The sequence below is a fragment of the Nitrospirillum amazonense genome (assembly GCF_029594735.1).
GTDB classification, from domain to species: Bacteria; Pseudomonadota; Alphaproteobacteria; order Azospirillales; family Azospirillaceae; genus Nitrospirillum; species Nitrospirillum amazonense.
In genome coordinates this window covers 726,054-738,252 of the sequence record NZ_JARPAF010000004.1, presented here as the reverse complement: position 1 = coordinate 738,252, position 12,199 = coordinate 726,054, and the positions used below count along the sequence as shown (strand labels likewise).

Genomic DNA, 12,199 nt, shown 5'->3' with positions numbered 1-12,199 from the left:
ATAGAGGTGGATGACCATCATCAGGTTGGGGGAATTCTTGCGCGTGGTGACACCCAGGCGGTTCACCTCGTCCGGCAGGTGCGGCTGCGCCACCGACACGCGGTTCTGCACCAGCACCTGGGCCTTGTCGATGTCGGTGCCCAGCTTGAAGGTAATGGTCAGCGACAGGCCGCCGTCGCCCGTGTTCTGGGAGACCATGTACAGCATGTCATCGACGCCGTTGATCTCCTGCTCCAGCGGTGCGGCCACGGTGTTGGCCACCGTCTCGGCCGAGGCGCCGGGGTATGTGGCCGTCACCACCACCGTGGGCGGCGCCACCTCGGGATACTGGGCCACCGGCAGGGCGAAATAGGCCAGGCCGCCGACCAGCGTGATCAGGATGGAGATCACGCAGGCGAAGATGGGCCGGTCGATAAAGAAGTGGGAGAACTTCATGGCGCGGCCCCTTACTGCTCGGCCGCGGGCGTGACGGTCCCAGGCTGGGGCGTGACCTTGGTGCCGGGCCGCGCCCGCATGAGGCCGCTGATGATGACGCGGTCGGTGGGCGCCAGGCCGGACTTGATGACGCGCAGGCCGTAGGCGAGGTTGCCCAGCACGACCGGCTTGGGCGTCACCGTGCCGTCCTCGGCCACGGTCAGGACGATCTTGTGCGACTGGTCGGAGGCGATGGCCTCGTCCGGGACCAGCAGGGCGTCGTACTCGCCGGAGCCCAGCAGCCGCATGCGGCCGAAGGTGCCGGGCTGAAGGAAGTTGTCGGTGTTGGGAATGACGGCGCGGCCCCGGATGGTGCCGGAGTTGGGGTCCAGCCGGTTGTCGACGAAATCCATCTCGCCCTTGTGGGTCCAGGCGGTCTCATCCATAAGGCGGACGAAGACGGGATTGGCCTTGTCGCGCGACGAGGCGCGCTTGCCTTCCAGCGCCAGCCGGTTGTAGCGCAGGTAGTCCGCCTCGCTGCCGTCGAAGACGAAATAGATGGGGTCCTGGGTCACCACGGTGGCCAGCAGGGTGGATTGCGCCGACCCGCCGCTGACCAGGTTGCCGATGTCGATCTTGCGGTCGCCGATGCGGCCGGAGATGGGGGAGCGGATCTGGGTGAATTCCAGGTCCAGCGCCGCCGAACGCGCGGCGGCCGTGGCCGAGGCCACCGCCGCCTGGCTTTCCTGCTCCGCCTGGGCGCGGGTGTCGTACTCTTCCTGGCTGATGGCGCGGGCGGCCAGCAGCTGGGCCGCTCGTTTCAGTTCCGAAACGGCTAGGGCCTGGCGGGTCTTTTCCCGCTGCAGGTCGGCGTTGGCCTTGTCGAGCGTGGCCTGGAAGGGGCGCGGGTCGATGACGAACAGCAGGTCGCCCTTCTGCACCAGCTGGCCGTCGCGGAACTTGATCTGGTCCAGGTAGCCGGAGACGCGGGCGCGCAGCTCCACCGTCTGCACCGCCTCGAACCGGCCGGTGAATTCGTCCCAATCCACGATCTTGTGGGGCAGCGGCTGGGCCACCGTCACCGGCGGCGGACCGGCGTTGGCGGCCGGCGGATGCTTGTCGCCGCAGGCGGCCAGCGCCAGGGCAAAGACCAAGGGATACAACCGGCGGACCGGCGACGGCATGGTGGACAGCATCCTCCCCCCAACACAGGCTCAGGCTCGGGTGTCCGCGCGGGCGCGGCATCCGGGCCAAGGTAGACAAGCCGCGCCTGGGCGCAGTTTTCCCACCACACTATGGGGACGCCGGACCCCTGGCTTGGCTGGCTACGTCGCGTTTTGTCTTTTTCCGCCGCCTTTGCCGAAATGGGGGTTAAAGGTTCATGTCAGTACAAACGCCGTTCCATTGATGCCAGCCCACATCCACGCCCCCCACGCTTACGCAAGCGTGCGGAAGGTCACGGAATAGCGCAGGGCGTCGCCCTCGATGATGCTGTGTTCCCATTCCGAGCGCGCTTCCCCCGCCAGCAGGTAGACCGAGCGGGGTGCCACGGGGGCCGCGGCGCGGCGCCAATCACCCGCCTCGCGCCGGCGGAAGCGCAGGGTGGCCGGGGACAGCAGCGACACGCCCGCCACCAGGCCGAACTGCGGCTTGTCCCGGTGCCAGCCTATGCCGGCGCCGGGCGCGTATTCATTGATCAGCAGCTGGCGGAAATCATCGGGTGCCACGCCGGCCCAAGCAGCCACCCGGGCACGCAAATCCAAAAGGAAGGACGGCACCTCCGGCGCCGCCGCGACCGCCCGCCGGGCGTAGTCATAGCGGTAGCCGAAGGACACCACCCGCCGGTTGGCCAGGTAGCCGTGGAATTCGAATGGCTTCAGCGGCAGCGCGGCGATGCCGGCCGCCAGCCGGCGCTCATCCTCCCTATCGATCAGATCCGGGGTGTAGCGGAAGCCTGGCGGATGGGCGGCGGGCGGCGGGACGTCGGGGAAAAGGCTGGCCTGGATGGACATGGAACGACGGTCCGGGAAAAGGGTCATTCATACGATATGGGAAGGGTGCGGCATTTTTTCCCCGCATGGCCCGGGAACTGATGCGGCGGGGGGGCATTGACCCACCGCGCACCCCGCCTCAAAGCACCCCGCTGTCAAAGCAACCCCTGCCAAACCAAGGAAAGCCATGGCCCGCCCCGCCACAGCCATCGCCTTGGCCGCCGCCCTGGGCCTGATGCTGCTCGGCCTCGCCGGCTGTTCCGGCGGCATCCTCGATCCGCAAGGGCCGGTGGCCGCGCAGGAACTGACCATCCTGTGGGACTCGATGGGCATCATGCTGGCCATCGTCATCCCCACCATCCTGGCAACCCTGGGCGTGGCCTGGTGGTTCCGTGCCGGCAACACCCGCGCCCGCTACCGTCCCGACTGGGAATATTCCGGCCGCATCGAGATGGTGGTGTGGGCCATTCCCGCCATGACCGTGCTGCTGCTGGGCGGCATCGGCTGGGTCAGCTCACGCGATCTGGATCCGCCCAAGCCCCTGCCCGCCGACACGCCGCCCGTGACGGTGCAGGTGGTGTCGCTGGACTGGAAATGGCTGTTCATCTACCCCGACCAGAACATCGCCAGCATCAACCACCTGGTGGTGCCCGCCGGCACGCCGGTCAGCTTCCAGCTGACATCCGACGGGGTCATGAACAGCTTCTTCGTGCCCCAGCTGGGCAGCCAGATCTACACTATGCCCGGCATGATCACCCGGCTGAACCTGCAGGCCGACAGGCCCGGCCGCTATTCCGGCATCTCCGCCCAGTTCAGCGGCGCCGGCTTCCCCGACATGCTGTTCACGCTGGAGGCCCTGCCCCGCGACGCCTTCGACAGCTGGGTCGCCACCGCCCGCGCCCAGGGCGAGGCACTGGACGCCCCGGCCTGGGCCCGGCTGACCCAGTCCAGCCGCGCGGACCGCCCCCGCACCTTCCGCAGCGTGATGCCGGGCCTGTTCGATGCCGTCGCCAACCCCGGCCACAATCCCGCCCTGCCCCAAACCAACCCGCACTGGCCCGGACACGATTATCCGCCCCTTGACGGCCACCCCTGAACAAAGACCCGAGAAGGATCGAGCATGTTCGGCAAGCTGAGCTGGAGCGCCATCCCCATCAATGAGCCGATCGACATGATCGCCTCGGGCCTCATGATCCTGGCGGTGCTGGGCGTGCTGGCCTGGGTGACGGTGAAGGGTTATTGGCCCTACCTGTGGCGGGAATGGCTGACCTCCGTGGACCACAAGCGCATCGGCGTCATGTATGTGGCCCTGGCCCTGGTCATGCTGCTGCGCGGCTTCACCGACGCGGTGATGATGCGCCTGCAGCAGGCCGTTTCGGTGGGTCCGGACGCCGGCTATCTGCCGCCGGAGCATTACAACCAGATCTTCTCCGCCCACGGCACCATCATGATCTTCTTCATGGCCATGCCCTTCGTCATCGGCCTGATGAACTTCGCCGTGCCCCTGCAGCTGGGCATCCGCGACGTCGCCTTCCCCACGCTGAATTCCGTCAGCCTGTGGCTGACCGCCTCGGGCATCCTGCTGACCAACATGTCGCTGGTGGTGGGGGAATTCGCGCGCACCGGCTGGCTGGCCTACCCGCCCTTGAGCGAGCTGAAATACTCCCCCGGCGTGGGCGTCGATTATTACCTATGGGCGCTGCAGATCTCCGGCGTCGGCACGCTGCTGTCGGGCATCAACCTGGCGACCACCATCCTGAAGATGCGGGCGCCGGGAATGAGCTACATGCGCATGCCGGTGTTCTGCTGGACCTCGCTGGCGTCCAACCTGCTGATCATCGCGGCCTTTCCCGTCCTGACCGCCACCTTCGCCATGCTGCTGCTGGACCGTTACCTCGGCATGCATTTCTTCACCGCCGACGGCGACGGCAACCCGATGATGTACGTGAACCTCATCTGGGTCTGGGGCCATCCGGAGGTCTACATCCTGATCCTGCCGTGCTTCGGTGTGTTTTCCGAGGTGGTGTCCACCTTCTCGGGCAAGCCGCTGTTCGGCTACCGCTCCATGGTGGCGGCCACCATGGCCATCTGCATCCTGTCCTTCATCGTCTGGCTGCACCACTTCTTCACCATGGGCGCCGGGGCCAACGTCAACGGCTTCTTCGGCGTCATGACCATGATCATCGCCGTGCCCACGGGCGTGAAGGTCTACAACTGGCTGTTCACCATGTATGGCGGCCGGGTGCGCTTCCACGCCCCCATCCTGTGGTCCGTCGGCTTCATGGTGACCTTCGTCATCGGCGGCATGACGGGGGTGCTGCTGGCCGTGCCGCCGGCCGATTTCATCCTGCACAACAGTCTGTTCCTGATCGCCCATTTCCACAACGTCATCATCGGCGGCGTCGTGTTCGGGGTGCTGGCCGGCTACATGTACTGGTTCCCCAAGGCCTTCGGCTTCACCCTGGATGAGGGCTGGGGCAAGGTCTCGTTCTGGTGCTGGTTCGTCGGATTCTACCTGGCCTTCATGCCCCTCTATTACCTGGGCATGCTGGGCATGACGCGCCGGCTGCAGCATTACGACAATCCGGGCTGGCAGCCCTGGCTGATCGTGGCCGCCGTGGGCGTCGCCTTCATCCTGGCCGGCATCCTGGCCCTGATCATCCAGCTGGTGGTGTCCATCCGCACGCGGGAACGGCGGCGCGACCGCACGGGCGACCCTTGGCAGGGGCGCACCCTGGAGTGGTCGACGCCCTCACCCCCGCCCGCCTGGAACTTCGCCGTCCTGCCCCAGGTGGAGCGGGAGGACGCCTATTGGCACATGAAACGCCGGGCGCGCGAGGAACGGATCGCCGCCGCCGAGGCCCTGGCCTACGCCCCCATCCACATGCCGCTCAACAGCCCCACCGGCTTCGTCACCGCCTTCTTCGCCGTCGTCACCGGCTTCGCCCTTATCTGGCACATCTGGTGGCTGGTGATCCTGGGCCTGGTGGGCGCGCTGATCACCACCCTGGTCTTCGCCTGGCGGGATGAGAGCGAGTTCGAGATCGCGGCGGATGAACTGGCGCGGGTCGACCGCGCCCACCACCAGGCCTATTGGGCGGGGGGCACGCCATGACCGCCACCACCACCGCCACCACCCTCGGCGGCCATGAGCCCCCGCACACCCACCACGGCATGCCCGCCAGCGCCAGCGCCGCCGGCCCGGCGCCCAAGCGCATCATCATCGCCTACGGTTTCTGGCTGTTCCTGCTGAGCGACATCGTCATGTTCTCCGCCTTCTTCGCGACCTTCGCGGTGCTGGGGAAGGCGACGGCGGGCGGCCCGACGGGGGCGGAGCTGTTCGACGCCCGGAACGTGGCGGTGGAGACGGCGCTGCTGCTGTTCTCCAGCTTCAGCTGCGGGATGATGTCGCTGGCCATGGACGCCCGGCATCGCGGCACCTTCTATCTGGGCGCCGCCATCACCTTCATCCTGGGGCTGGGCTTCCTGGTCCTGGAGATGCGCGAGTTCGCCGACATGGTCGCCCGGGGCGCCACCGCCGACCGCAGCGCCTTCCTCTCCGGCTTTTTCACCCTGGTGGGCTGCCACGGCACCCACGTGGCGGTGGGGCTGCTGTGGCTGGCGGTCATGGTGGCCCAGGTGGCGGACAAGGGCTGGCGCGCCACCGTCCTGCACCGGCTGATGTGTTTCAGCCTGTTCTGGCACGCCCTGGACATCATCTGGGTGGCCCTGTTCACGATCGTCTACCTGATGGGAGCGCGCTGACATGGCGGACACCACGCAAGAACACACCCATGGCGGCGATACGGCCCCAGGCGATAGCCGGGAAGAGCTGCTGTCCAGCCTCAAGGCCTATGTCATCGGCCTGGCCCTGGCCATCATCCTGACCGCCACCTCCTTCTGGGCGGCCGGCACGCACGTGCTGTGGCAGCCGGGCGTGCCCATCGGCCTGGCCGTGCTGGCGGTGGCGCAGATGGGCGTGCACCTGGTGTTCTTCCTGCACATCACCACCGGCCCCGACAACACCAACAACGTGCTGGCCCTGGCCTTCGGCGTGCTGATCGTCTTCCTGGTGGTGGCGGGCTCGCTGTGGATCATGGCCAACCTCAGCGCCAACATGATGCCGCTGGAGATGATGGACCTGCACCACCAGCGTTGACCCGTCCGTCCCGGGCCTCTGTCTTTTGGGGGGGTATATCGCGCTGCGACATGGGCTTTGGTTGGCGATGTGGCCTCAACGCTGCCGTGACATAACAACAGTCTTAGGAAATTGGCATGATGGCGGGGAATGCGGGTGAACGGGACGCGGCGGCAAATGACGCAGGAAGCGGTACCGGTGTTCCTGAACGGCGGCGGCGAGCTGGCGGACCTAATCGCCGCCTATGACTGGGCCGCCACGCCCCTGGGCCCGCTGGACGGGTGGCCGCAAAGCCTGCGGACCACCGTGGCGCTCATCCTGCGCTCCCCTGTCCCCATCGTCACGCTGTGGGGGCCGGACGGCATCATGATCTACAACGATGCCTATTCCGTCTTCGCCGGCGGGCGCCACCCGATGCTGTTGGGCTCCAAGGTCCGTGAAGGCTGGCACGAGGTCGCCGACTTCAACGACCATGTCATGAAGGTTGGCTTGGCCGGCGGCACGCTGGCTTATCAGGACCAGGAACTGACCCTGCACCGGTCCGGCCGGCCGGAACAGGTGTGGATGAACCTGGACTACTCCCCCATCCTGGATGAGGCGGGCAAGCCCGCCGGGGTCATCGCCATCGTGGTGGAGACGACGGCCAAGGTGCGGGCGGAACGGACCTTACGCGTCACCGCCGAGAAGCTGGCCCGCCTGAACGCCGAGCTGGAGGAGCGGGTGGCGGAACGCACGGCGGAGCGCGACCGCGTCTGGCGCTTTTCCCGCGACCTGCTGCTGGTGGTGGGGCGGGACGGCGTGTTCCGAGACGCCAACCCCGCCTGGAAGCCCATCCTGGGCCACGACCCCGACGAGATCATCGGCCGCGGCTTCCTGGAGGTCATCTGGCCGGACGACGCCCGAGCCACGGCTGCCGCCCATGAAAGCCTATTGCTCGAAGGCCAGCTGCTGGGCTTCGAGAACCGCCTGCGCCACAAGGACGGCGGCTTCCGCTGGATCTCGTGGAACTCCTTCGCCGAGGGGGACGTGGTCTACGGCTACGGCCGCGACATCACGGCGGAGAAGCGGCAGGCCGACGCCCTGCGCCTGGCGGAGGCGCAGCTGCGCCAGGCGCAGAAGATGGAGGCCGTCGGCCAGCTGACCGGCGGCCTGGCCCATGACTTCAACAACCTGCTGACCGCCATCAGCGGCAGCCTGGAATTGCTGGACCAGCGCGTCCGCCAGGGCCGGCTGGGCGCCCTGGATCGCTACATGGGCGCGGCGCGCGGTGCCGTGGACCGGGCGGCCTCCCTCACCCACCGGCTGCTGGCCTTCTCCCGCCAGCAGACCCTGGACCCCCGGCCCACCGACGTCGGCCGCCTGGTGCGCGACATGGAGGACCTGGTGCGGCGCACGGCGGGGCCGGCCGTCGCCCTGGTGGTGGACACGCCACCCGACCTGTGGACCACGCTGATCGACCCCAACCAGCTGGAAAGCGCCCTGCTGAACCTGTGCATCAACGCGCGCGACGCCATGCCCCAGGGCGGCCACATCACCATCGAGGCCAGCAACCGGGTGATCGATGACGAGCTGGTCGACATGCAGGACATACCGGCGGGCCAGTTTGTGCTGCTGAGCGTCAGCGACACCGGCATCGGCATGCCGCCTGACGTCATCGCCCGCGCCTTCGACCCCTTCTTCACCACCAAGCCCATCGGCCAGGGCACGGGCCTGGGCCTGTCCATGATCTATGGCTTCGTGCGCCAGTCGGGCGGGCAGGTGCGCATCCGGTCCGAGGTCGGGCACGGCACCACGGTGTCGCTCTACCTGCCCCGCCACGATGGCGAGGAACGGGCGGCCGAAATGCTGGCCATCGCCCCGGCAGCACCCCGCGCGAAGCGGGGCGAGACCGTGCTGGTGGTGGATGACGAGCCCACCGTGCGCCTGCTGGTGACGGAGGTGCTGGATGAGCTGGGCTACACCACGCTGGAGGCGATGGACGGTCCCGAGGCCGTGCGCATCCTGGAATCGGACGCGGCCATCGACCTGCTGGTGACCGACATCGGCCTGCCCCAGGGCATGAATGGGCGCGAGCTGGCCGACGCCGCCCGGGCCCTGCGCCCGGGCCTGAAGGTGCTGTTCATCACCGGCTATGCCGAGAACGCCGTCATCGGCAATGAACGCCTGCCGCCGGGCATGCATGTGCAGACCAAGCCGTTTGCCATGGAGGCCCTGGCCAACCGCATCAAGACCATCCTGAGCGGGGGATAATGAACCGGCCCCGCCGGTCCTTCAGGCGTGGTCGCCCTTCGGCGTTTCCATCAACTCCACCAGCACGCCACCCATGCTCTTGGGGTGCACGAAGATGACGGGCGTGCCGTGGGCGCCGATGCGGGGCTGGCCCAACACCGTGGCGCCCTTGGCCGCCATGTCGGCGGCGGCGGCGTGGATGTCCGGCACCTCGAAGCAGACATGGTGCTGGCCGCCCTGGGGGAACTTCTTCAGGAAGGCGTGGACGGGTGAGGCCTCGCCCAGGGGCTCGATCAGTTCGATCTGGCTGTTGGGCGTGTCGATGAAGCAGACGCGCACACCCTGGGCCGGCAGGTCGAAGGGCTCGCGAATCACCGTGGCGCCCAAAAGGTCGCGATAGACGGCGATGGCGTCCTCGATCGACGGTGTGGCGATGCCGACATGGTTCAGACGGCCGATCATGCGTGGACACTCCCTTTTCGAAAACCCGGCCCGCCAGCGCACTGCGCGCCGCCCGGCACGGCCGCGATCCTGGGAAGGGTCCGGGGACCGGTCAATATGAATGATGGACCGGCCCCGCCGCCTCCCCCACTCTGGTGCCCAATGAACGACAGGATCATGGGAGGACAGCGATGCGGGCTTGGCGCAGCCATCAGGCGGGTGGACCGGACACCCTGGTTCTGGATACGGACCTGGCCCCACCGGTGGCGGACCCCGGCCAGGTGGTGGTCGCCGTCAGCGCCACGGCGCTGAACTATCCGGACCTGCTGGTCATTCAAGACCTGTACCAGGCCCGCCCGCCCCGGCCTTTCGCCCCCGGGCTGGAGGTGGCCGGCCGGGTGACGGCCGTGGGCGACGGCGTCCAGGGCCTGGCGGTCGGCGACCGCGTCATCGGTGTGGTGCCGCATGGTGGCCTGTCGGAACAACTGGCCATACCGGCATCGGACTGCCTGCCCCTGCCGGAGGGCGTGGATGACGCCGCCGGCGCCGCCCTGCGCCTGACCTATGGCACCAGCCACTACGCCCTGCGCGACCGCGCCAAGCTGGCGGCGGGGGAGATGCTGGTGGTGCTGGGGGCGGCCGGCGGTGTGGGCCTGGCGGCGGTGCAATTGGGCAAGGCCATGGGCGCCACCGTCATCGCGGCCGCGTCCTCGCCGGAGAAAGCCGCCATCGCCCAGAACAACGGCGCCGACGCTGTGGTGGTCTATCCCGCCCGCCTGGACGACCCCGCCGCCGCCAAGGCCCTGACCGCCGACATCCGCGCCGCCTGCCAGGCCGTGTCCTCCAAGGGCGAGGCCGACGTGATCTACGATCCCATGGGCGGCGCCTATGCCGAGCCCGCCTTCCGCGCCCTGGGCTGGCGCGGCCGCTATCTGGTGGTGGGTTTCACCGCCGGCATCCCCAAGCTGCCCCTGAACCTGACCCTGCTGAAGGACGCCGCCGTGCTGGGCGTGTTCTACGGCGAGTTCACCCGCCGCGACCCGGCCCTGAACCAGACCTACCTGCGGGAGATCATGGGCTGGCTCGCCGACGGCACCATCCGCCCCCACATCGGCCTGCGCTTGCCCTTCGACCGCGCCCCCGAAGGTCTGGTGGCACTGGGCGCCCGTCAGGCCGTGGGCAAGATCGTGGTGGAGGTGGGGTGAGGCCTCACCGGCGCGCGCTATCACACCGCCGCCACAATCCGGCGCCACCGTCCGCTGAACGCTTGTAATAGTGTTGGGGAAGCGGATGGGGATTCGGGTATGGCAAGGCGGACTCGTCGTTTGTGTATCGTTTGGCGCCCTATTATCAGGCTGCGTCTCAAAGCCTGATGGCCCGCCCCTTCAGGTGGAGCGATGGCAGGCCATGCGTCATCTGTTGACCCTGCCCAAACAGCCGTTGACGGATGTTGGCCTCAGCCGCGACCAAATCCACACCGTTTCCTTCGATGTCCTTGTCGACCCTAGGGGCGAAGCGATCTCAGTCACACCGATCGACGGCGAGCCGGCATACGTCGACAGGGCGCGGAAGAACCTGGACGAGTTGCGCTTCAAACCCTTCATCAAGGACGGTGCCCCGGTATGGGCGCTGGCCCGCCTGGAGGACTACGTCATCACCCCAGCGCTGCCGGCCAAAGCACGTCCCTTCCCAACGGTAAAGGACCGATCCGGCCTGTCCATTACCCTGAAGCGGGGTGCCTGCTATGGCCACTGCCCCAGCTACACGGTCGAAATTCGGGGCGACGGCACGGTGAGCTACCAAGGAGAGGTCTACGCCAAAGTACTCGGACTGCAAACTGGCATGGCATCGCAGGCTGGCATCGACACACTGCTGTCCATGCTGCGAGCCATGGACTTTTACAATCTGGCCGACCGCTACGCGCGATCGGTCACGGACATGCCCAGTTATTCCGTCACCGTCTCCATCAACGGCCAAAGCAAGACGGTCGTGGACTATGTCGGCAGGGAAGTTGGCATGCCACCGTCCATGACGGCGCTGGAAGAAATGATCGATCATGTCGCCGATACCAGTAAGTGGCTCAATGGCACATCCGAGGATGTCGGGGCCCTGCAACAGCAAGGCTATGACTTCAGGACACCCCAAGCCTCACAACTCCTCGCCCGGCTGGCTGGCAGCACCAATCTCGAAACCATCCTGGCTTTTGAGGCCGCCGGCGCGACCCTGCGTGATGACAAGGTCAGCCAATGGGCCCTGGGATGGGCCGCCGGCAAGGGTCAAATTGAGGTGGTGGAACATCTGCTGGCACACGGCGTCGGGGCTGGCAACGCCCAAGCCAGGACGGACGCCTTATATGCCGCGGCGGAGCATGGATGGGTGACCATCGCCGCCAGGCTTATTGATGCGGGCGCCGACCCGGGGGGCGTGCAGAAATGGTCTGGCCGGCCTGTAATCACGGCGGCGGCCTGGTCGGGCAAGCCCCAGCTGGTCGAGCTGATTTTGCGCCACCACCCGGATCTGTCATCGCTGTCACAAGCGCTTCCGGAAATGGAAACGTTACGCACGCGGTCGCCCGTAGTGGCGGCGGTATTAGCGCCAGCCTTGAATCCAGCTTCATCGGACAATGTCGTTCACATCCTCCACGCCCTGAGCGCGGCCCATGTCAGCATGAATGCCGTCGGTTACGAGGACCCGCTGCAATTGACGGACGACCTGATGGTGGAGCGCGCCTTGTTGGATGGGGGCGCTGATCCCAACCGGCCCAACCAGCAAGGCTATGCGCCCCTGGACACCGTGCGCGATGAGGACAGCGCCCTGCTGCTGATTGAGCGCGGCGCCGATTTCAACCGGCCGGATCCCGAGGGTATCCGCCCCGTGGACCGGGCAGCGGCCTATCCTTGGCCCCACGTCTTGGACCTGATCGCCCGCAAACAAAAGTCCGCACCGGGTGACGACCGTCACTAGACGACTGGTCTAATTGTGCCTA

General features: G+C 67.4%; 11 protein-coding genes. 7 read left to right on the top strand and 4 right to left on the bottom strand.

Translation table 11 applies throughout. The features are described 5' to 3' along the window. The 3 genes from P5F91_RS24080 to P5F91_RS24070 all read right to left on the bottom strand — a co-directional run. The coding region (locus P5F91_RS24080; protein ID WP_277908478.1) for an efflux RND transporter permease subunit at positions 1-435 on the bottom strand (435 nt) is incomplete at its 3' end. An 11-nt stretch (positions 436-446) separates the two neighbouring features. Then, positions 447-1,598, bottom strand: coding sequence for an efflux RND transporter periplasmic adaptor subunit (locus P5F91_RS24075; protein WP_246134648.1), 1,152 nt, complete (start codon positions 1,596-1,598; stop codon positions 447-449). A 252-nt stretch (positions 1,599-1,850) separates the two neighbouring features. Then, complete coding sequence (locus P5F91_RS24070; protein ID WP_145613877.1) at positions 1,851-2,426, bottom strand: alpha-ketoglutarate-dependent dioxygenase AlkB; 576 nt, start codon at positions 2,424-2,426, stop codon at positions 1,851-1,853. A 166-nt stretch (positions 2,427-2,592) separates the two neighbouring features. Between P5F91_RS24070 and cyoA the strand changes: the two genes are divergently transcribed. The 5 genes from cyoA (at position 2,593) to P5F91_RS24045 (ending at position 8,793) form a co-directional block, all read left to right on the top strand. Continuing rightward, complete coding sequence (gene cyoA, locus P5F91_RS24065) at positions 2,593-3,501, top strand: ubiquinol oxidase subunit II (protein ID WP_277908477.1); 909 nt, start codon at positions 2,593-2,595, stop codon at positions 3,499-3,501. A 24-nt stretch (positions 3,502-3,525) separates the two neighbouring features. Further along, complete coding sequence (gene cyoB / locus P5F91_RS24060) at positions 3,526-5,520, top strand: cytochrome o ubiquinol oxidase subunit I (protein WP_277908476.1); 1,995 nt, start codon at positions 3,526-3,528, stop codon at positions 5,518-5,520. Further along, positions 5,517-6,170, top strand: coding sequence for a cytochrome (ubi)quinol oxidase subunit III (locus P5F91_RS24055; RefSeq protein ID WP_277908475.1), 654 nt, complete (start codon positions 5,517-5,519; stop codon positions 6,168-6,170). Before cyoB ends, P5F91_RS24055 begins: the two co-directional genes overlap by 4 nt. A 1-nt stretch (position 6,171) precedes the next feature. Continuing rightward, positions 6,172-6,564 (top strand): cytochrome o ubiquinol oxidase subunit IV, encoded by a 393-nt coding sequence (gene cyoD, locus P5F91_RS24050; protein ID WP_145613875.1) that lies wholly within the window; start codon positions 6,172-6,174, stop codon positions 6,562-6,564. 156 nt (positions 6,565-6,720) lie between these two features. Beyond that, on the top strand, positions 6,721-8,793 hold the full coding sequence (locus tag P5F91_RS24045; RefSeq protein ID WP_277908474.1) for a hybrid sensor histidine kinase/response regulator: 2,073 nt from the start codon (positions 6,721-6,723) through the stop codon (positions 8,791-8,793). Positions 8,794-8,814: 21 nt separating this feature from the next. On the opposite strand, the gene mce is transcribed toward P5F91_RS24045, so the two are convergent. Continuing rightward, entirely contained in the window at positions 8,815-9,234 is a 420-nt protein-coding gene (gene mce / locus P5F91_RS24040; protein WP_145613873.1) for a methylmalonyl-CoA epimerase, read from the bottom strand. Between the two features lie 170 nt (positions 9,235-9,404). Here mce and P5F91_RS24035 point away from each other — a divergent pair, with 170 nt between their 5' ends. Then, on the top strand, positions 9,405-10,418 hold the full coding sequence (locus P5F91_RS24035; protein ID WP_277908473.1) for an NADPH:quinone oxidoreductase family protein: 1,014 nt from the start codon (positions 9,405-9,407) through the stop codon (positions 10,416-10,418). Between the two features lie 202 nt (positions 10,419-10,620). Further along, a complete protein-coding gene (locus tag P5F91_RS24030) occupies positions 10,621-12,177 on the top strand; it encodes a DUF6438 domain-containing protein (protein WP_277908472.1) in 1,557 nt (518 codons plus the stop codon). The last annotated feature ends 22 nt before the right edge of the window (positions 12,178-12,199 follow it).

Coding starts and splice junctions, on each gene's coding strand:
- cyoB (WP_277908476.1), top strand. CDS start 3,526: ATGTTCGGCAAGCTGAGCTGGAGCGCCATCCCCATCAATGAGCCGATC.
- P5F91_RS24045 (WP_277908474.1), top strand. CDS start 6,721: ATGACGCAGGAAGCGGTACCGGTGTTCCTGAACGGCGGCGGCGAGCTG.
- P5F91_RS24035 (WP_277908473.1), top strand. CDS start 9,405: ATGCGGGCTTGGCGCAGCCATCAGGCGGGTGGACCGGACACCCTGGTT.
- P5F91_RS24075 (WP_246134648.1), bottom strand. CDS start 1,598: ATGCCGTCGCCGGTCCGCCGGTTGTATCCCTTGGTCTTTGCCCTGGCG.
- cyoD (WP_145613875.1), top strand. CDS start 6,172: ATGGCGGACACCACGCAAGAACACACCCATGGCGGCGATACGGCCCCA.
- mce (WP_145613873.1), bottom strand. CDS start 9,234: ATGATCGGCCGTCTGAACCATGTCGGCATCGCCACACCGTCGATCGAG.
- P5F91_RS24030 (WP_277908472.1), top strand. CDS start 10,621: ATGCGTCATCTGTTGACCCTGCCCAAACAGCCGTTGACGGATGTTGGC.
- P5F91_RS24070 (WP_145613877.1), bottom strand. CDS start 2,426: ATGTCCATCCAGGCCAGCCTTTTCCCCGACGTCCCGCCGCCCGCCGCC.
- P5F91_RS24055 (WP_277908475.1), top strand. CDS start 5,517: ATGACCGCCACCACCACCGCCACCACCCTCGGCGGCCATGAGCCCCCG.
- cyoA (WP_277908477.1), top strand. CDS start 2,593: ATGGCCCGCCCCGCCACAGCCATCGCCTTGGCCGCCGCCCTGGGCCTG.